This window comes from Nocardiopsis metallicus (assembly GCF_014201115.1).
Taxonomy (GTDB): domain Bacteria; phylum Actinomycetota; class Actinomycetes; order Streptosporangiales; family Streptosporangiaceae; genus Nocardiopsis; species Nocardiopsis metallicus.
In genome coordinates, this window is the sequence record NZ_JACHDO010000001.1 from 2,814,382 (window position 1) to 2,833,591 (window position 19,210).

Consider the following 19,210-nt stretch of genomic DNA (forward strand, 5'->3'; position numbering starts at 1 on the left):
ACCGATGATTGTCAATGGTCAGTCGAATGGGCTATACATGATCATGTAACCCGTAGCCCCAGAGGAGGCAGAGACATGAAGTCTGCGCACGGCCTGCGGAGGTACTTCTACGAATTCGTCTTCCACCAGGCCATCGACCACGCTCGCGAGCAGACGTCGGAGATCGTGCCGATCTCCCAGGCCAAAGCCATCCGGTCCCGGGTCGACGGGATCCTCGCCGGGCTCCCGGAGATCCCTGAGGCAGAGGGTCTGCCAGCGACGGCACAGCGCCTGGCCCATCCCAAGCTGGGTATCCGGGACTGCCTGAGCGCCATCGATCAGGCACTGGGCGAGTCGGTGCGCGACTACGAGCCCCAGTTCGGCAACCATTCCGCTGCCGACGAGCGCTACCGAGCGCTGCAGCGGGACTTCAGCCGGGCCACCGGCGTCGGCGGTGAGACGAACCCGAAGTCGGCGCGGCTGCCGATCAGCCCCTACGACCCCGAGTGGGCCGAGCGGGCGACGGTCAAGCGTGGGGGCACCGCGCTGTCCTATCTACCCGACGAGGTCGTGACGAAGATGACCGGCGGCGAGGTCGGCCGGGTCGCGGCCCCACAGCACGGCAACGCGATGCTGTGGCGCATCGATGATGGCAAGGCCGTCGAGGCTGGTCGGGCGATGATCTACGACGACGCCTCGGGGCTGACCGCCTTCATGGACAAGATGAGCGAGGCCGAGTACAACCAGGTCCGCGGCTGGGTCCTCGACGGCGGACGGGATCCGCACACCGGGCGCATCGACCGCAACCGCTTCATGTCCCAGGCCGCCGTGGCCCGTTCCGTGGCCGTGCTCGACGAGCTCAAGGCCCAGGGCACCGCCTACGAGGTCGTCCGTGACATCAACCCCGGCCAGATCAAGGCCGTCCTGGCGGACACGGGCCTGGAGATCCGCCTCACCGAGTCCCGAGAGTCCGAGGACTTCGCCGGGGCCCGCATCTACGACAACGGCCTGGTCTCGCGCTACAGCACCAACCACTGGGTCAAGGGCGGCGTGGCCCTGCACTCGGCGAGCCCCGACGAGGCCGTTGCCCTACTGCGCTTCGCCCAGGGGCAGTCCGTCGGGCGCAAAGACATCCCGGGAGCAACTGTCGGGGTGCTGGGCGCCACGCACACCGAGTCGAGCCGCTCGGGCCCTGTCGAGGTCCCCGATGCCTACTACACCGACAAGGAGTCGATGTTCGTCGTCGACGACTACGCGCGCGGCTCAGGCTCGAAGGTCCTGCTGCGGCGGGAGAACACCTCGCGGACACTGCCGACCTACTTCGTCGACACCGAGTCGGCCGAGGCCTACGGCCGGGCGGCTGTGGAGTCGGCGCGGGTGAACCTCCAGTCGGCCCTCGACGTCGAGGGCATCATCGACTCGTTCCACGCCCAGCGCTCGCAAGGCCTCAACCTCGTCGAGTTCGAACCCCCGGAGTACTCAGCCGACGCCGAGGTCGCCGCGATCCAACGCTCCTACTGGGACGTGCTCACCGGAGAGCAGACCTCGCTGCTGCGACCGGGTGCGACCGAGGAGATGTACGCCGACAGGCTCGAGGCCATTGGCGAGTCCGCCGAGGCTGGCCTGGGCAACCTCGTCTACGGTGGCTCGCCCGAGGAGGTCATCCGTGACCACGCGGCCGACGTGCCCTTCGAACTCATCGGCACTTGGGAGGCCGAGACCCACCAGATCGACGGTGAGTGGGTCGACCAGCGCTTCGACCCGAGCCGAGTGGCCAAGTACATGACCAGCTCGGTCGGCCAGTGGTCGAACCTCGACAACCTCGCCGCGGCGCTGCGCCGGGCCGAGGTCGATCCGGCCGAGATGATGGGTACCGGCTTCCAGACCACGCGGTTCAAAGACCGGATGGTCCGTTTCAACGCCGAGACGGCCGTGCCGATCGAGGCTCACCCGTCGGAGTTCATCCAGCGCGTCGGCACGACCGTCCACGACTCGCTGGCCCGCTCGGGCACTGCGCCCGGCCCGATCCTCATCGACGACAAGGGCGTGATCTCCTACACCGCCGAGAAGCAGCGCCGCGGCGGGTCGCGGGTACCGGTGTCGGGCCAGATCGGGCAGGTCTTCGACGTCGGTGACCACGGCGAGATCGTCACGCGGTTCGCCTCCGGCGAGAACGCGCTCATCGTGCCTGGTTACCAGGCACGGATTCGGGCCCCGACGCCAGGGCAGCGGCCGACCTCGGTCGAGGAGCGTACAGTGCTGCGCGGCTACGAACAGCTCGTCCACGAGCGCATCGCCCACCAGATCGCCGGCGACCTCGTGGCCACCCGCAGCGATGTCGGCGAGCCATCGAGTCTCAACGGTGTCTACTCGCAGCTCTACGGCACCAAGTACCCAACCGACTTCATCGAGCGAGCCACCGTGCTGAGCATCGACCCCGCCACTGGCGAGGTCAGCTCCCGCGTGGACCCGTGGATCGAGACGATCCTGTCGACCGAGGCGAAACGAATCCGCTACAGCAATGAGGTCAAGGCCGGCTCGACCGTCTACGCCGAGTACCGGGCCGGGCGGGACCGCACCGACCCGGCCGACGACAACCACTTCGACGCCTGGGCACTCACCGGCGGGCGGAACATGACGGTGCTCACCGGTACCGGCGCTAACCGCGTCCCTGCACCAAAGGGCTACTTCGACCCCGTGATGACCGGCGGGGCGACCAACCAGGGCATCGTCCGCTACCTCACGACCGACGCTGAGGTCTCCCCCGACGGCTCGATCGTACCCGGCGACCCAGAAACCCTCACCGGTGCCCGCGCCCCACTCATGACCCGGTCCGAGCTGGAGACTTTGGCCTACGACCCCTTCGACCGTCAGCAGATGACGGCCTCGACGATCATGCAGTCGTCAAAGGTGACCGAGCCTGCGGGCACGGCGATGATGACCTTCGGCGGCTGGACGGCCGACGACCCGATCGTCGTGTCCAAGGAGTTCGCCGCGGCCCACCAGATCCGCGGCGCCAAAGGGCAGCTGCGCCCCCTCGTTGTCGGCGACAAGCTCTCCGACCTGCACGGCAACAAGGGCGTGGTCTCGCTCGTCGTCGATCGGTCGATGAGTATCGAGGACGCCGAGGCACAGGATATTGCCGAGGAGGTCGCATGGTTTCGCGAGAACCCGCAGATGGACGTGGTGATGAGCCCGTTCTCGCTGATCTCGCGCCGCAACGCAGGATCGGCCCGAGAGCTCATGGCCGGCGACGTCGAGACCCTGAAGGCTCCGGCGATGCGCGGGAAGAGGCTCAGCGAGTTTTCGAGTGTTGCGGCCAAGGCTGGTGTGGGCCAGATGCGCTTCGTGGTCACCCACATGGCCGTCGACGAAAAGACGAAGATCTACGACGACGAGGCGATCCAGGCCGGACACGGCCGTAAAGCCTCGAGTCAGCTCGCATGGGCGCTGGGGTCGAAGGGCTGCCCGGCGATCATGCGGGAGTTCTACGGGCACAACACCGGCCCGGAGTCGAACGTGCGCGAGTACCTGCGGGTGGCGGGCCTCGACATGGACGCCGACGGAGCGCTGCGGGTGGTCGGCCAGGCCGAGCCCGGCGAGGAGTCGCCGGCGCGCCGGTTCATCCCGATGCCTGAGCTCGTCCGCACGAAGCCAGGCAGATCGACCCGGACGCCAGGGCTGAACACCGCAGCGATGCGCAAGTCCTTCGGCGACCTCATCGGCGACCGCGGGGGCGACCTCGAATTGCCTTTCGCCCTGACCTTCCCCACCGGCGAGCAGACCGAACAGGCCTCGGTGACCAGCTGGAAGTTGCCCGTGCTCTCCTCGCACCTGCGCAGCGGCCAGGAGTTCGATGACGGAACCTCGGTGATGCACGACTACACCCGGTCTTACCAGCAGGTTTTCGTCGAGTCCTGCCGGTACCGGTTCATGCAGGAGAAGCTCGCGAACGAGCAACTCACCAACGACAAGCGCTCGAAGCTATTGGCGGACATGTCAACGACTGTCCAGCGGGCCCAGCGTTCCTTCGAAGCGATCACCACCGATGTGACCTCGCGGGTACTCACCGGCAAGAACAACGTCTTCAAGACCGGGCTGATGGCTTCGCGGCTGTCGGACTCGGCGACGATGGTGTGGACGGCCGACCCCAGGCTGGACATCGATCAGGTGGCGCTGTCGCCGGACAAGGCAGCCCGGCTCGGCCTCGAAGAGGGCGATCACGCCCTGGTCTGGCGCGACCCTGTCCTGCGCGACTCGGGCGTGCGCTACCTGCGCGTGGCTCTCGACGAGCGGCTGACCGGCGCGGCGATCAACCCGGTGATGGACAAATGCTTCGACGGCGACTTCGACGGCGACGCCGTGGCGGTGGTCAAGCTCCACTCACAGGCGGCCAAGGACGAGGCGATGGCCAAGTTCTCGGTGTCGGCGAACCTGCTTGACACCGGCGTCGTCGGCCCTGATGGGACGCACCCACTGGCGATGCACGTCGCGCTCGACACCCAGGTCGCGGTGTCGAAGGCCCCAGAATTGGCCGAGGAGTTCAACATCTTGAGGTCGGAGGCGAACCTGCTGCTGGCCGCCGAGCGCGGCGGAGAGTCGGCCGAGTCGATCGCCGTCCGCCGCCTCGACGTCACCGAACAGCTCTCCAACCTCTACCGCAGTGCCCAGTCACGCGAGTTCGGCTCGGCCCTGGACTTCTCCAGCGCCTACAACCACGTCGAGAGCGTCAAGGCCGTCTGCGTCGACACCGGGGCCAAGGGCAGCCTCGGGAAACTGGCTTCTTACGCCGAGAAGTTCGGCCTGCGGGTCGACGACGCCGGTGACTGGCACGACGTCGACCACGGGGAGCCGGGCATCACGAAGGCCGACCAAGAGGCATCGATGTTCGCCACGGCGATCAAGGCTCACGGCACCGGCCTCGGCGGATCCTACAGCCAGCGGGCGGTGCGCGCGCTGAGGGGGGAGGACCTCAAGGCCGTCCTCGAGGTCACCTACCCGGTGACGCAGTCGATTCTCCAGGCCAAGCACGACGCGGACGAGGCTCGACACAAGTACGAGATGCTCCAGGGCCCGGGGCGCGATCTGTGGCGGGGCCGAAAGCTCGAACACGTCGGCGTTGGGCAGTGGAAGCCCGAGTTCGTCGAGGGCGAGCCGGTGCGGGCGAGCACCGCGGAGTGGGCCGAACAGTTCCAGACCTTCTACGAAGCCCCCGACGGCTTCAACGTGCGGGTCAACCCCGAGTACGTCCAGCGGGTGGCCGAGGCCCTCACCGACTCGGACACGGGCCTGGTGCGCAACCTCGAGGAAGACAAATCGCTGGTCGGCACCGTCATGGACCGTATGGCCTACGGCGGTGACTTCGAGACCCTTGTGGCCGCGGCCGCAGCCCGGGAGAACGTCTACGACGGACCGGGTAACGAGCAGTTCGCCCCGGCCCCCACGGCCCGAGCGCGGACCTGGTCGACCGAGGCCGAGACGGGCGTCGAAGCACCGGCGGTGAAGAGAGCCATACTCAAGCGCGACGTGCTCGCCGACAGCGTCGACCAGGCGCGCACACGCCAGGTGAATCGCCGCTCAGCCCAGGCCGTGGTCGTCGGCGGCCGGCCGGAGTACACACCCTCGATCGACATCAAGCAGCCCGTGGCAGGCGAGCACGACGAAGGAATGGGGTTGTGACATGAGCGAGCGCAAGCGCCTGGGAGACGTGGAAACGGTGCCGGTGGGCCGCACGCCTATGACCGTAGACGGGCAGGGGCGGATCGACGCCGACGAGTGGGCGGCCGAGAGGACCCAGGCGCAGCCGCCCCCCGGCCCCGGAACGGTCTACCCCCCAAGGCCGGGACCGGCCGACGAGGCACCGATCGATGCCGAGTCCACCGAGGAGCGGCCGACGACCGGCCAGAGGGCCCGCCGCGCCTGGGAGGAGAGCAGGAGGAAGGCGCGAGAGTTCTTCAGCGAGAGCGTGCAGGCCACGATCGTTGTTCACGAGGAGCAGCGGGCCAGGGACGAGGAACGGGCGGCGACCGACGACCCGAAGGCGAGCGAGCGCGAACAGTTGTTCAAGCTGCGCAGCGAAGCGAGGCTGGCCGGAGAGGAGTACCTCGACTCCCTCAGGCGCTCGCAGATCTTCGTGCCCGGCTTCACCGAGGAGAAGGCGGCCAAGCAGCTCGACGCCATGCAGCAGGTCTACGTGCAGATGATGGTGCAGGGCTGTCTGCGCCCGCTCTCGCGCGGGGTCAACACCAACTCGGTCATCCAGGCCGTGGGGATGATGATGTCGATGGCGCTGCTGTCTGAAGACTTCCGCGACCAGGTCCGCCCGCACGTCGACCGGCTCAGGGAGAAGATCCAGGACCGCATCGACACCAAGACCCGCTCGAGGGTCGGCGCGGTCGAGAAGGGCATCGAGCGCCGCCGGGACTTCTTCAGCGGGGTCGTCGACGAGGAGAAGAGGGCACGGCTGGTCGGCTCGACCGACGCGCGCGCCCAGCTGTCGAGGAAGTGGCGCAAGCGCTACGACGACCTGCTTTATCGTGAGCGCGGCCAGCGGCAGCTCTACACCCCGGAGTCGGCGGCTCTGACGGAGCTGGGTCTGATGGAGAACGCCTTCGTCCAGATGCGGAACCCGGAGACGGAATCGCAGGAGATCTACCAGTCCTACAAGGAGCTGCGCTCGCACCTGTGGGCCCAGTTCGAGGACGACGGCCTCGAACGCCAGGACGTCGTCGACCGGGTCAAGAAGATGGTCGGGGCGCGGATGGAGCACGAGCCGGAGCTGTGGACGATGTTCAAGGGCACCGCCCATGGACGAATCATCAAGGACTACCGCATCGACGAAGCCACCGGGGTCCGGGATGAGCAGTGGCGCGGGGGCTGGGTGAACCACATCGGGGCCAGGATGCCGCGTGAGGCGACCTTCTCCCTGCGCCCGCCGATGACGCGCGATGAGCACAGCTCGGCGATCTCCGAGACGATGCGGATCTCGTTCGCCGACGCGGTGAGCAAGGACATGAAGGACGGCAGGGCCGACGGCAAGCACTTTCGGGAGATGACCATCGGGTACATGGCTGGCTTTGCCGGACGCATGCAGGGCATGGACCTGCGCGGGGCCCCCGCCGGCGTGCGCATGGCCGTCGAGCAATCCGAGGTGATGATGGCGACGATGACCGTCGACGGCGTCGAACCTGAGGCCCAGCGGGCGGCGTACTCGATGGCCTATGCCAACGCCATGGACGAGGTCGCCGAGCAGTGCCCGGAGGTCAAGGACCTCATGCACAAGCGGTTCGGCTCCGACTGGAAGGCGGTGCTCAAGGACGCCGCGGACAATCCGCGGGACTTCATCGTTGCGATGAAGGCGAAGCCGCGACAGTACTACGCCGGAGCCGACGGGGGCCCGGCGTATGAGTCGGCTCGGGACTACGACACCGCCCATGAGGATCCCCAGCCGGTCTGAGGGGTCGGGGATGAAGCGCGAGAGGAGAGGTAGGAGAGATGTCGGAAGACGCGATGCAGCAGCGCAACGAGCGGGGCTCGAAGTTCGCTGAGATGTTCGGCTACGTCAAGCCTGACGACCGGGCCCGGTGGTCCCAGCAGCGCCAGGCGATGCAGCGGCGGCAGGGGGTGATGAAGACGGGGTTAAAGCAGTCGCTGAGCTCGATGATGGAGTTCGGGCAGATGAATGTGCAGGCCCGGCTCCAGGCCGCTCATCGAATCAAGGAGCAGGAGGCCTTCGACAACAGGAAGGACCGCGTGATCACGGGAGATGACGGCGAGGTGCGGGTCGAGTCGGTGTCGTACCGTGACAAGCAGTCCAGCGATTTGGGGCCGGAGATGGAATGACTATTCATCGACGATGAACAGGACTTTGGGGGTCCTGCGCATCGTCATTCGAGTCGGACAGACTGGCTTTCAGGGAAGGATGCGATGTCGAGGAGCAGTGGGCAGGCCATGGAAACAGGGACGAGCCGGCGCATCAACAAGCGCGAATTCATCTCACGCGCGGCGAGGAGGTCGGGGCTGTCGATCAAGACGATGAGCCAGGCCCACCAAGCGCTCATGGGTGAGCTCATCGACTCCGTGGCCGGAGGCGACGTGGTCGTGCTCAATGGCTTCGGTCGGTTCTACAGGCAGGACCACAAGGGGCACAAGGTCCGCTTCGGCAAGGAGAGCGTCAGCGACTACTCGGTGCTGAAGTTCTCCGCCTCGCGCAGCGTCAACCGCAGCCTCGACGCCTGCCACGGCGTGCTCGACGGAATCACGGAGACCCGGCGCGAGTTCGCCGTGGTGTGAGGGCCACGGAGAGCCACTCAACCGACAGAGAGAAAAACGGAGCCCCGAGGAACGATCCCTCGGGGCTCCTACCTGTTCTGAGCGGACTCAGTGGTCCGTGATGGCTATGACGGCGATGAGGACGATGGCGAGCATCGCGGCGCCGACTCCGACAGCGGCCAGGAGGCCGCTGGCGCTCAAGCCGTCGATGGCGTCCAGGAGTCGGCCCCAGACGTCGGCGGCGAGGCGGGAGAAGAAGCCGGTGACCCAGGCGATCACACCTGCGATGGAGACGCCAACCAGTACACAGAGGCCGACGATGAAGCGGGAATTGCGGAGCATCAGAACCTCACCCCCAGGTCCTCTTCGAGGATCGCGAAAATGCCGAGGTTGGACAGGAAAAAGACGATGACGGCCCTCCAATCGCACCAGGGATCCTCGATGCACCAGGCCACGAAGGCCTTGACCGAAGGGACCTAGGCCAGGAGTGGGGCGAGCAGGTCGATGCGCACCACCACGTAGCAGACGCCACGCGAACGCGACGACGATCATGGCGGCCAGCGGCCAGCGCAGCCGCTGCTTCGGGCTCCTCTGCCCGACGGCCCGCTCGGCTGCCCCCTCCCCCGTCGGCGTCGATTTCATCCTGGTTCATCACCCATCCTTCCATACATTCAATGATCCACTAAATGGGCATTATATAGAAGAGGAATCAACCATGGACTCAACGAGGTGTGAATGGTACCGGGGCTTCAGGGCAGTGCAACTAGGGCATGGGTGACCACTGGGTAATACCCATCCCTGATCGCCGGGGCAGTGAAGTGTGACCGGACGGAGTGATGCAGATGGGCATCAGATGGCCTCAATCTCGCCCGCGGAGAAGTTCAGACCCTCGGTGTAGACGTGGTCGTCGATCACGACGATGTACTCGCCGCGGTCGTTGATGCTGGTGATGGTTACGAGGGAGCCCGCAGGGATGGCGTGCTCGGGTGGGAAGCCCGGGGCGGAGGTGAGGGTGATGGTGGTGCGGACACGATCGCTAAGGCGAAACCTGTGGCGCTCCGTAAGTTGGTAGGTGGCCCGGCAGGGCCGGGTGTGGCTGATGAGCGCAGGGGAGGCCTTCGTCGTGGGCGAGGTCAGGTGGGCCTGTGTTCCAGGCGGAGCGGCCCCCAGTTGGTTTCCAAGGCGTGGATGGGTTGTCCGGCCAGTCCAGGGTCGTAGTGGGCGTTGATGCCGTACAGGTTGTCGGGGTACGCCTCGCACGCGAACACGAACCAGATTTCACCGTCGTGGTCACGGACGAGGTCGCCAGCCTGCGGGGTGTAGGCGTTCACGGCTTCTCCTCCCCGTGCTCGGGGCAGTAGTCATGTTTCGGGCTGGTCGACCATCCGGGGGCAGCCGGGGTGGTCGCAGGTGAGGATGCAGACGCTTGCGGTTCGGGCACTCATCGAGGGGTCTCCTGGGGGATCTGCTTGATGGATACGAGGAGTTCTATGCGCTCGGCCCGGTCGGCCATGCCGAGGTCCTCGACGAGGGCCTTGTGGGCGACGACGGCGTTGGAGGGTTCGCCGTTGATGTAGAAGCGGTAACCGTCGCTGGTGATGTTGCGTGCCATGCGGTCTCCTTCGTTGGTCAGGCGGTCAGGCGGGGGCGTAGCCGGTCTTGTACGGCTCGCCGTTGGGCTTGGTCGTGTCCGGTCGGAGGCTGGAGGCGAGGATGTTGCGGGGGCGCTTCCCATTGGTGTCGGTGACGTCGACACGATCGCCGCCGTCGTAGGCGGCCACCAGCAGGTGGGTCTGGTCGAGCGGGTGCAGGTTGTAGAATTCGCGGCCGGGCTGGATGTGGTCGGTGTTACGCAGCATCGGGTTCTCCTTGGGTCGTTGTCAGGCGGGTCAGCGGGTGCGGATGTTGACGCGGTCGGTGTCGGCGAGGTCGTACAGCTCGTCCCGCCAGCCGTCGAACTCTTCCTGGTCTTCGGCGTGGCCGAGGTCGTTGATGGTTTCGTAGACGCCGTTGAACTCGGCGACGTCGGCCTGCTGGCACAAGAGGGTGTTCTTGAGGCGCTTGACGATGGCGTCGCGGCCTTCCTCGAAGGTGAGGCGTTCGTTATGGAAGACGTCGCGCAGGTTGATGTCGCGGGCCCAGACAGGAAGACCCTGGGCGAGGCGTTGGCGGGCGATCTGGTGGGTGTGGACGATGTGGTCGACGGTGCGCGGCATTGGGGTCTCCGTAGGGTTTGTGCGATCGGGTCAGGGGCGGGGTAGTCGTTGCCGATCCACTGCTGGTAGGCACCGGTAAGGACGGCTCGGATGCTGATGGCGCCGTCCTCCCATTCATTGATCGCCTCGTTGATCCAGTTTCGGCCGGGTGGGCGGGCCAGAGGGTGGGCTAGGTGTTCCATTACTCCTCTTCGTCTTCACCCTCCTCAATCGCGTCTTCCAGGGCGTTCTCCTCGGTATGACCCATCCGGTCCGGCCTCGCTTCGTGTGCCGTCCGGCCACGCCAAGGGGGTGAGGGGGCCTCAGAGTAGCCATAGGACACCGTGTTCACAGTTGTCATGCCCTGGGGCGCATGGAATGCGCAGTATGTGTAGGGGTGTCACCGTGGCGTTCTAGCCTGATGCTCGGCCTGCTGGAGTGCGGGCATAGGACACGTGGAGGTGCTGTGGGCGCGGATGTGCTCGCCTGGCTGGGCGACGTTGCGGTGACGGTGTGGGGGCGGGCGAGGTCGACGTTCACATGGACCGACCTGATGCCCCTCGCTGCGATCCTGGTGTCGCTGTGGGTGCTCAAGCAGAACAAGGCGTCTCGGGAGGTCGCTGAGGACGCGAAGGCGGCGGCCGAGGAAGCGAACCGGATCGCTCGTGGCTCGAACACGCTCGCGGAGAAGGCGAACGGGATCGCTGAGCGGATGGAAGCGCTCGCTCGGCAGGCGAACGAGGTCGCTGAGCGAGCGCTCACCACGGGCGAGGGAGCGAAGGAAGCAGCGATCGAGGCGAACGACATCGCTCGGGCAGCGAACGACCTCGCAAAGGAAGCCAACGACCTGTTCAAGCAGCAAAACGAGCGGGAAACCGAGCGGCACGACGTGCGCTGGGAAGGCGAGTTCGTGGAGCCGGGTGTGTACCGGCTGACGAACAAGGGCGACCACACCGCTCACAAGGTGGAAGCCACTGTGAGGTACTACGAGCAGGAGCGTCGAGTGAATGCGGATGAGGTGCTCGGAGGCGGGTTCCTGGAGTTTGAGTTCTCTGACGCTAAGCAGGAATACGACGAACGCAAGGCAGGCATCGCGTTGTTGCAGGAGCAGAAGCGGGATCGAGCGCGAGCCCGTGCCGAACCGAGGCGTTTTCCCATGCTCGCTTCTAACAATGACTTCATGGGCGTTCAATCCGACTACACGGATGACCGACAGATCGACCAGTTCCGGATGATCATGGAGCGAGTGGTTGAGTATGTGCAGTGGAAGACCGCTCGGGGCACCGAGAAGGTCCACGATGAGGCGCCGATGCTCGGCCACCTGGGTGGCGAGTTGTAGGCGTAGAGGTGGCGCTCAGCGGGACGGTCGCTGAGCGGCACCGGTCATTGCGGGCTTTTGGTGTCCTCCGTGGGGTTGTCAGGTCAGGGCCGGGGCGTGCCCCATGCGCTCAGCCACCACGTCCGGCGAAGTTTCCCCGCGGACCAGGGTTTCCCTGTAGGTGTGACGCAGCGTGGCCGGGCCTGCTTTGAGGCCTGCGTGCTGGGCAGTGCGGCGGATGAGGTTCGCCACCATGGTTGCGGACATCCGCTCTCCGGCGTGGGTGATGAAGAGGCGGTGGATGATCCGTGAGTCGGGTTCACGTTCGTCCAAGACGGCGGAGAGGTCGGTAAGGGTCGCCTCGTCGGTGATCGTCACGACCCTGGCGGGGGTCTTGACCGCGGGAACATGGACGACCTTCTGATGGACGTGGTGGGTGTTCAGGGCGATGAGTTCGCTCGTGCGCAGCCCGGCGTGGAGGAGCAGGCGGCAGATAGCGCGGTCCCGAGCCTGGGGCAGGTGTGAGACGGCGTTCAGGAAGCGGCCGATCTCATCGGGCGCGAGTGCTCGGACCTGTGGGACCTCGTGGCCTGTGGTCATGGGGTTATCCGTCCTGGTCGGGGCGGTATAGGGCCTGGCTTCGGTCTCATCAACGCTGCCTTCCACCATACGCACAAGCATGGCGTGGCGCTCTTGAGTGATCAGTCCCACGAGTACAGTGGCTTCGCCCAGGGGTGCGATGCTCGCGAAGCTCAGGGGCCCGCCGGGGGTGTCGGAGGAGTACTCGATGCGCAGGCCCGTACCACGGTCGCGGGCGCGGCTCGTGTGGTGGCCCCACAAGGCAAGGGTGATGACGAGACCGGCGAGGATCGGGGCGCCGATGATGAGTGCTCCGGCCATGTCACATGCCCTTTCCGGGGTCGGTGACCAGGGCGGCGACGATGGCGGGCACGGGCAGCCACAGGTATGTCCAGTCGGCGTGCCAGATGCCTGCTCCACACAGGGTGAGGGCGACCATGCCGAACAGCCACGCGGTGAACCGGCGGAGGTTGTGGATGAATCCGCTGGGTTGGGGCAGTCGGGCGGGTACAGGGCCAGGGGTGAGCGTGGTGCACTCCGGGGGTTTTTCGTCCATACGTTCGATAATTTCAGCCGGTAACCCCACACTCGGCACATCCGCAGGTGAGGGGTGTTGGCCTCGCTCTCACAGGCCGTCTTGCCCCTACCAGCTTCGGTGGCCAGTTCCGGCGATACCTCCCCAGGACTGCGGGGGTTTGGCTACCGTGCCGTCATGCCCCCCGAGACCCCGCCTTCACCCGACACTCCTCCGCCCCTCGCGCGGACCCGCCCCCGGCTCGCCCTGACTGAGTTCGCCCGTAGACGGGACGCGCTGGTCACGCGTGTCCAGAAGAACCCGGTTCGCTGCTCTGTGGTCGTCGTAGGGTTGGTCGTCTTCGTGGTGGCGGGCTGGCCGCTGGCCGCCCGTGGGTGGGACGCGTTCTGGTCCCTCCCCCACGCCGGGCGGCTCACTCTGTGCACGGCCGCGCTGATCGGGATCATCTGGGCCATCCTGCATGGGATGCCCCTGGGGCTCCGTAAGTGGGTCGAGGAGGCTCGACTGGCGTCGGTGATTGGCGTGGCCTGGGCGGTGGCGATCGGTTTGGTGACGCTGATCGTCGCCGGGGCATGGTGGGTGATGGGTGCGCCTACCCCGCTTCCCCCAGACCAGCTACCGCCCAGGGCCTTGGACTCGATCGCGACCCGGGCCTTCGCCGTGGTGGCGGGCCTGGGCGGTGTAGCACTGCTGGTGATCCACTACCGGCGCCAGCGCACCACCGAAGCCGACGCCGTCCGCGCCGAAGCAGCCAACGTGCGCGCTGAACGCGCCTCCGATCGCGAGACCACCAAGCTGTTCACCGAACGCTTCACCACGGCCAGCGAGCAACTAGGCAGTGAACACGCAGCGGTCCGCCTGGCTGGCGTTCATGCCCTCGCCCACCTGGCCGACGACGCCCCCGAGGGGCGCGAGGACCTGGTGCAGATGGTCATCGACGTGCTGTGCGCCTACCTGCGCATGCCATACGACCCGCCTCCAAAACGGTGGAGGGGAGATCTAGACGGACAGGACATCGCGGAAGCCGAAGCAACTGGAGAAACCCTCCTGCCGAGCAACACTTCACTCCAGGAGGTCAAGGACAACCGGGCCGAACGCCTCGCTTTCAGCGGGCTGCGCGAGGTGCGGCACACAGTCATCCGGATCATCGGTGACCGCTTGCTGAAGGACACGCGCTGGCGTGGCAAGAACTTTGACTTCAGCGGTGTTGTCTTTGATGGTGGCAACCTGTCCGGGGCTCATTTCACCGGAGGAAGGGTTTCCTTCGACGGAGCCAAATTCACCAGCGGAACGGTGTCTTTCCGGAATACTAAGTTCGTCGGAGGGAGGGTGTCCTTTATCCGAGCCGAGTTCATAGGCGGGAAGGTTGGCTTTTTCGGGTCCGCATTCACCGACGGGGTTGTTTCTTTCGAAGTGACTGTTCAGGTGTCCTGAAGAAGACTCAAGCTGTTTCGGGCATCCAGCACTCGCCCTGGGCCAGGTGGACCAGGGCGTCGAACATGCCAATACCGTGCTTGGCGGCGGTCGCGATATAGGAGCGCACCGCGCAGAACCACTCGGCCCCGGCCAGGGACCGTAAGCACCCCGAGACCTTCTGGCGGACCTTGACCATCCGCACCTCGCGCTCGGCCGCGTTGTTGTCGAACGGGGCCCGCTCATCGACCGTGAACCGCAGGTAATCCGCTTCCCGGTCGCGCATCCGCCTGGCCAACGCGTGGAACTTGGCCACCAGCTTGGACTCCCGGCCCGAAGTCTGGGCCAGGCCGATGGCCACCGCGCTGCGCCACTGGTGACCCAGCCCGTCCAAACGCACGGTGTCGATTCCCTCCAGCGAGGAGACCGTGGCCAGGTGCGCATCGACCAGGCGCTTCATCTGACGCAGCGCGTCAGCGGCCTGCCCGGCCCAGCACCACACCCCCTCCCCAGCCGCGTCCTGGACCGCTTGCAACTCGCGCAGCAGGTGGGCGTTGCACAACACATGAGCGGCCACACCCTTATAGGTGTCATAGGGGGCCCAGGCGTCATGGACCGCCAACCCAGCGAAGGCGGGCAGGACCCCGGCGGCGTCCATCCCCACGGTGCCGCGTTTGGGGTGGGCGCTCAGCAGGCTCCACTTGCCGGTGGAGGCCGAATGCACCCACACCAGGCCCCCGCCCACCCGCAGCGAGGTCTCGTCGAAGTGCGCCACCTGGGCGGAAGCGATCTCCTCGGTGGCGGCGCGAGTGAAGGCCTCCAACGCGGTGGCGGCCCGGCGTGCGGTGTCCACGACTGTGCCCGCCGACACGGGGCATCCCACCAGGTCCGACAGGGCTTGGGCGGTGCGCTTGGCGGACAGGAACTGGCCCAGGTACAGGTAGCAGATCATCGCGCGCACGTTCGCTCCGAACTGGACCGGAGCGTTGATCCCCTCGGGGGCGCTGGCTCGGGTGCGCTCCCCGCAGGCGCAGGTGTGCTCGATCATCTGGTGCTCGGTCACCGTGGGTTTGATGGGGGGCAGGTCCACGACCTGGCGGCGCACCAGCCCGGTCTGCTCGGATCCGGCCAGGTCTCCTCCGCACCCACCGCAGGTGTGGGGGTGGTGTTCCAGCACGTGGTCGGGGTCCGGGGTTTGGGCGCGCGTTTGGCCTGGGTGGCCGGGTTGCCCGCCGGGTTTGCGGCCGGTGCGGCGGCGCTGGGACTTCGGCTTCGGCTTGACGAAGGGGTCCGTGGAGGAAGGCTTGGAGGAGTTCGTGGAGTCGCTGTCCAGTCGGGCTTGAAGCTCGGCGATGCGCTCGTTGGCTTGGGACAGATCAGCGCGGAGTTGGGTGATCGTGGCTGCCTGCTCAACGACCAGCGCGGCGAGCTCCTCGTAGGAGGGCGCGGGCTGGTCGGAGGAGGTCACGGGCTCATCGTTACAGGCTAGGCGCGTGCCGCGCAGGCAAACCGATCAACCCGCCCGAGAGACCTGAACAGTCACCTTTCGAAAGCGCCGAGTTCACAGGAGGGAGAGTTTCCCTTGACGTTGTCAAATTCACCGGAGGAAGGGTTTCCTTCGACGGAGCCAAATTCACCAGCGGAACGGTGTCCTTCGACCGGGCCGAGTTCGCCGCCGGAACGGTTTCCTTCCGCCGGTCGGGGTTCAGAGGCGGATCGGTGTCCTTCGACCAGGCCGGGTTCAGAAGCGGGACGGTGTCCTTCGACCAGGCGAGATTCATCCGCGGGGAGGTGCGCTTCCTTCACACTGTAGGTGTGTGCCCCACCAATCTGCTCGAAGTGGTTGCAAGCGGAAAGCCAGGAGTCGTCGTACTTCCTGATCGGTGGCAACCGAACTCCACCGAAAATGGAGAAGAAACGGGTACTGAGGCCCCGGCTGATGCGGGCGACCACTGACATCGCCGAGGCCAGAAGCAGCGTCATCTCCACGAACACCAACAGTTGCGGGTGTGCCAGGCCGATCTGCTCAAGTCCGGTCGGGCGCCTGGAGGTTGTCGGCGTGGATGATCGCGCCCAGCAGATCCGGGAAGTCCTCGGTCAGGGCCGGGGCCTGGTCAAGGTCGCTGGGCCAGGCAGGGTCCGGCCACGCGCACCGCCACCCCTGCCTGTGCGGGGTGATGACGGCCGAGCCGACCTGAAACCGGGTAGCGCAGTCCAGCAGACCGGCCAGGTGTGCCAGCCCCAGCTCAGCAAGTGTGTGGTTGGTCCGCACCCGGTTGAGGTGTTCACCGCGGCGCCGTAGCCGGTCCACCAGGGTCAGCTCCCGGCGGCGGCTGGTCATCTTCAGGTCGTACAGTTCACGCTGAAGCTGGTGGGCCCACCGCTCCCGGGCGACGTAGCAGCGTTTCCACCCGGCTGCTTCCTCGCGGAGGTTGACCACCTCCGAGGCGTGGCGGCCCTGTTCCCAGCGCAGCTCAGCCTCCAGCCCTTTCACACGGGCAGTCGCGTCAGGCACCGGCAGCCCTTCCCCGTGCGCGTACTGGGCTGCGAGCCAGTGCGCTGTGCCGGTCACCAGGCACCACCGGGTGGGCCCCATTCGTTCGGCGCGTTCCGGGTGGGCGGCGGCCTTCCCCGCGCGGGCACCGGCAGCCACGTCGTCCAGGTGCGCGACGACCTCGGCCATGCCCTCCCGGCGGCCAGCTTCCCGGGCGGTCGCGGCATCCGCTTTCAGGTCCCGGACTCGTTCCTCCACCTGGCGGTCGCCCACCCCAGTGGGGTTCACCATGCCCAGGTGGAACGCGAGCCGTGAGCAGAGTTCGTTGTAGGCGTCCCGCCAGTCCCCGGTTTGGGTGAGCTGGCGGCGGAGCCGGATCACGTCCCCGCCGAACTCGCGGGCGAAGTAGCGTTCCATCTGCTCGTTCTCGCGGGCTTCTTTCGCGCGGGCGCACGCGGACCGCCACGCCGTCCACCGCTGGGCGGACTGCTTCCGGAGCCGCTGGTTCTCTTCCTCCAGTTCCCGAACCAGGGACCGCCACTGAACCCGGTCGGCCTCCCACGCGGCGATGAGCTGTTCCGGTTCACCACCCCAGTGCGCTTCGACCTCGGTCCGCGGGTCATGCCCCTCCCCCGGCGTGTCGGCCCTGTTCGCGAGCACGTCCATCACCACCTGGGCGACATGGTCGGCCTCGCTGCCGGACAGACGGGTGACGTTCTGCCCGGCCTGGGCGTTGCGAATGGTGGCCGGGCCGAGCCGGATGGGCACGGTGAGCACGGCCGCGGCGATCCGTTCGTACAGGGGGGAGCGTTCGTCATGATCACCTGGGGTGTGGGCTTCCCCGTCCGCCAGGTCTTCCAGGTGGTCAGTGGCGTCCTTCCACCCCGCCCCGTACCAGACCGGGCCGGTCAGGGCAGTGCACTCGACGGGGACCTGGCGGAGTTGGTGGGCGGCCCATCGGAGGATGTCGGCGCGGGCGCCCTCGTCACTGGGGGCGGTGGGGTCAGACATCGGTCGAGGTCTCCTTCGTGAGGGTCGCGTAGTCGCGGACGCGCTCGTGCTGGAGTCTGGCCATGTCCAGCCAGACGTGGGCCACAGATGAGCGTTCGGCGGCGTCACCGCGGTGGAAGTCGGTGTTGCGGAGCTGTTGCTCGGCTGTCCGCATGTACTCGTCGACCTTCGCGGGGTCAGGGATCGTCAAGGGATGTCCTTCTGGGGAGCGCGGTTCTCGCGGTCGGCGGGGATACCCTTCACTGCGGGGTTCGCGTCATCGCACCGGGCCCCGTGCAGCAGTTCCCCACCGAACCGGGAATGCGCGGCACAGCCGTGGCAGCAGAACCCGGCGGAGTTGACCACCGGCCGGGGACAGCGGAGCGACCGGCACACCGCCGGGCCGAGAGTGCGGGGGCTGACGGTGTACGTGGCCAGGTCCTCACCGGCCGGGCTGATCTGGGTGACGTCCAGGCCCTTGCTGTTCAGCCAGTCGGTGAGGGTGGGCCACAGGGCCGGGTGGACAACGAGCTGGCGGACTTCTTCGTCGGTCACCGGCGGCTCTCCTGCCGGGGTTCGTTGAGGAGCGCCCGGCACAGGGCTACCGTCTCGTTCCACACGGCACCGTCCGGGGTGTGCCGCGGGTACGGTGCCGTGTCCCCCATGGCCTGGTCGGTGTATTCGAGCAGGCGCGCGGTGGTGTACGCGGCCCGGCGGGTCCACAGAACGAGGTGGTGGCCGGTCTGTTCGGCGCTGCCAGTGTCGTCGTGCAGGCCGCCCGCCCAGTAGCGGACGTGGGCGATGGGTTCGCCGTCGTCGGCCAGGAGGGGCCGGGTTCCGTCAGATTGTGTGTGCGGGTCGAGGGCGTGGGGGTTGCGGCGTCCTGTGCGCCAGCGGTCGGTCATCATCGGCTGTCTCCGATCGTTTTGCGCAGGGTGGGCAGGTTGGTGCTCGACAAGTTCTCGTTGGCGCGGTGTCGGGGCAGTCCCAGTCGTCCCGGTAGGGGAGCTTGATGATGGACGTCTCCCGGCCCCCAGGAGCGGAGCACGACAGGCTCCCGTAGTGGGGTCGGTGTGGCAGGAGGTCTTCTCTGCGGGTGGGCCCGCCCCGTGCTGCGGGGCGGGCGGGGGGCAGGCCGCGAGGTTCCAGCGGTCTAGGTCGCCGTGGTAGCCAGGGGCACTCAACTGTGACTGGAGGTCGAGGCACTTCGCGCGCAGGGCGGCGATGCGCTCGGGCAGGTTGGGTCGGGCGTCATCGCGGCCGAGCTTCTTGAGGGCCGACATGATCCGGTAGGCGCTGCGGTTGTGCTTCGTGCGCAGGTGCAGCAGGTCTAGGCGGGCCTGGTCGACGGGGGTGTTGTTGACCTTCGCGATGGCTTCGAGCATCGACAGTCGAGGCTTGAACTGATCGCCGATTTGCCACTCCACGTCGGCGTA

Annotated in this window: 19 protein-coding genes; 6 read left to right on the plus strand and 13 right to left on the minus strand. The window is 66.9% G+C overall.

Annotation, left to right across the window (positions count from 1 at the left end; translation table 11 throughout):
* Positions 1-75 precede the first annotated feature (75 nt).
* The 4 genes from HNR07_RS12010 to HNR07_RS12025 all read left to right on the plus strand — a co-directional run bounded on the left by HNR07_RS12010 (position 76) and on the right by HNR07_RS12025 (position 8,271).
* Positions 76-5,658 carry a hypothetical protein gene (locus HNR07_RS12010; protein WP_184365036.1) on the plus strand — a complete coding sequence of 1,861 codons (5,583 nt, stop codon included), beginning with the start codon at positions 76-78 and terminating at the stop codon, positions 5,656-5,658.
* A gap of 1 nt (position 5,659) precedes the next feature.
* Complete coding sequence (locus HNR07_RS12015; RefSeq protein WP_184365037.1) at positions 5,660-7,435, plus strand: hypothetical protein; 1,776 nt, start codon at positions 5,660-5,662, stop codon at positions 7,433-7,435.
* Positions 7,436-7,473: 38 nt separating this feature from the next.
* Positions 7,474-7,821: a hypothetical protein gene (locus HNR07_RS12020; RefSeq protein WP_184365038.1), complete on the plus strand. Its 348-nt coding sequence runs from the start codon at positions 7,474-7,476 to the stop codon at positions 7,819-7,821.
* 84 nt (positions 7,822-7,905) lie between these two features.
* Positions 7,906-8,271, plus strand: a complete 366-nt coding sequence (locus HNR07_RS12025) for an HU family DNA-binding protein (RefSeq protein ID WP_221318789.1) — start codon at positions 7,906-7,908, stop codon at positions 8,269-8,271.
* A gap of 87 nt (positions 8,272-8,358) precedes the next feature.
* On the opposite strand, the gene HNR07_RS12030 is transcribed toward HNR07_RS12025, so the two are convergent.
* From HNR07_RS12030 to HNR07_RS12050, 5 genes are all read right to left on the minus strand, one after another.
* Positions 8,359-8,592 (minus strand): hypothetical protein, encoded by a 234-nt coding sequence (locus HNR07_RS12030; RefSeq protein WP_184365039.1) that lies wholly within the window; start codon positions 8,590-8,592, stop codon positions 8,359-8,361.
* Positions 8,593-9,383: 791 nt separating this feature from the next.
* A complete protein-coding gene (locus HNR07_RS12035) occupies positions 9,384-9,581 on the minus strand; it encodes a hypothetical protein (RefSeq protein WP_184365040.1) in 198 nt (65 codons plus the stop codon).
* Positions 9,582-9,691: 110 nt separating this feature from the next.
* Positions 9,692-9,862, minus strand: coding sequence for a hypothetical protein (locus HNR07_RS12040; protein WP_184365041.1), 171 nt, complete (start codon positions 9,860-9,862; stop codon positions 9,692-9,694).
* Positions 9,863-9,887: 25 nt separating this feature from the next.
* Positions 9,888-10,109 carry a hypothetical protein gene (locus tag HNR07_RS12045; protein WP_184365042.1) on the minus strand — a complete coding sequence of 74 codons (222 nt, stop codon included), beginning with the start codon at positions 10,107-10,109 and terminating at the stop codon, positions 9,888-9,890.
* Positions 10,110-10,139: 30 nt separating this feature from the next.
* Positions 10,140-10,466, minus strand: coding sequence for a hypothetical protein (locus HNR07_RS12050; RefSeq protein ID WP_184365043.1), 327 nt, complete (start codon positions 10,464-10,466; stop codon positions 10,140-10,142).
* 445 nt (positions 10,467-10,911) lie between these two features.
* Here HNR07_RS12050 and HNR07_RS12055 point away from each other — a divergent pair, with 445 nt between their 5' ends.
* Complete coding sequence (locus tag HNR07_RS12055; RefSeq protein WP_184365044.1) at positions 10,912-11,784, plus strand: methyl-accepting chemotaxis domain-containing protein; 873 nt, start codon at positions 10,912-10,914, stop codon at positions 11,782-11,784.
* Between the two features lie 78 nt (positions 11,785-11,862).
* On the opposite strand, the gene HNR07_RS12060 is transcribed toward HNR07_RS12055, so the two are convergent.
* Complete coding sequence (locus tag HNR07_RS12060; protein WP_184365045.1) at positions 11,863-12,663, minus strand: tyrosine-type recombinase/integrase; 801 nt, start codon at positions 12,661-12,663, stop codon at positions 11,863-11,865.
* 1 nt (position 12,664) lies between these two features.
* Positions 12,665-12,898 (minus strand): hypothetical protein, encoded by a 234-nt coding sequence (locus tag HNR07_RS12065; protein ID WP_184365046.1) that lies wholly within the window; start codon positions 12,896-12,898, stop codon positions 12,665-12,667.
* Between the two features lie 156 nt (positions 12,899-13,054).
* Here HNR07_RS12065 and HNR07_RS12070 point away from each other — a divergent pair, with 156 nt between their 5' ends.
* Positions 13,055-14,311, plus strand: coding sequence for a pentapeptide repeat-containing protein (locus tag HNR07_RS12070; protein ID WP_184365047.1), 1,257 nt, complete (start codon positions 13,055-13,057; stop codon positions 14,309-14,311).
* Positions 14,312-14,318: 7 nt separating this feature from the next.
* Here the strand turns inward: HNR07_RS12070 and tnpC are convergent, their stop codons facing one another.
* The 6 genes from tnpC to HNR07_RS12100 all read right to left on the minus strand — a co-directional run bounded on the left by tnpC (position 14,319) and on the right by HNR07_RS12100 (position 19,159).
* The gene (gene tnpC / locus HNR07_RS12075; protein ID WP_184360673.1) at positions 14,319-15,758 is read right to left on the minus strand and encodes an IS66 family transposase; all 1,440 of its coding nucleotides are present in this window, start codon (positions 15,756-15,758) and stop codon (positions 14,319-14,321) included.
* Positions 15,759-15,829: 71 nt separating this feature from the next.
* On the minus strand, positions 15,830-16,279 hold the full coding sequence (locus tag HNR07_RS12080) for a hypothetical protein (protein WP_184365048.1): 450 nt from the start codon (positions 16,277-16,279) through the stop codon (positions 15,830-15,832).
* A gap of 37 nt (positions 16,280-16,316) precedes the next feature.
* On the minus strand, positions 16,317-17,795 hold the full coding sequence (locus HNR07_RS12085; protein WP_184365049.1) for a hypothetical protein: 1,479 nt from the start codon (positions 17,793-17,795) through the stop codon (positions 16,317-16,319).
* Positions 17,788-17,985: a hypothetical protein gene (locus HNR07_RS12090; RefSeq protein ID WP_184365050.1), complete on the minus strand. Its 198-nt coding sequence runs from the start codon at positions 17,983-17,985 to the stop codon at positions 17,788-17,790. Before HNR07_RS12090 ends, HNR07_RS12085 begins: the two co-directional genes overlap by 8 nt.
* A complete protein-coding gene (locus HNR07_RS12095; protein ID WP_184365051.1) occupies positions 17,982-18,329 on the minus strand; it encodes a hypothetical protein in 348 nt (115 codons plus the stop codon). Before HNR07_RS12095 ends, HNR07_RS12090 begins: the two co-directional genes overlap by 4 nt.
* The gene (locus tag HNR07_RS12100) at positions 18,326-19,159 is read right to left on the minus strand and encodes a hypothetical protein (RefSeq protein WP_184365052.1); all 834 of its coding nucleotides are present in this window, start codon (positions 19,157-19,159) and stop codon (positions 18,326-18,328) included. The genes HNR07_RS12095 and HNR07_RS12100 overlap by 4 nt, the downstream gene beginning before the upstream one ends.
* Positions 19,160-19,210: the final 51 nt, after the last annotated feature.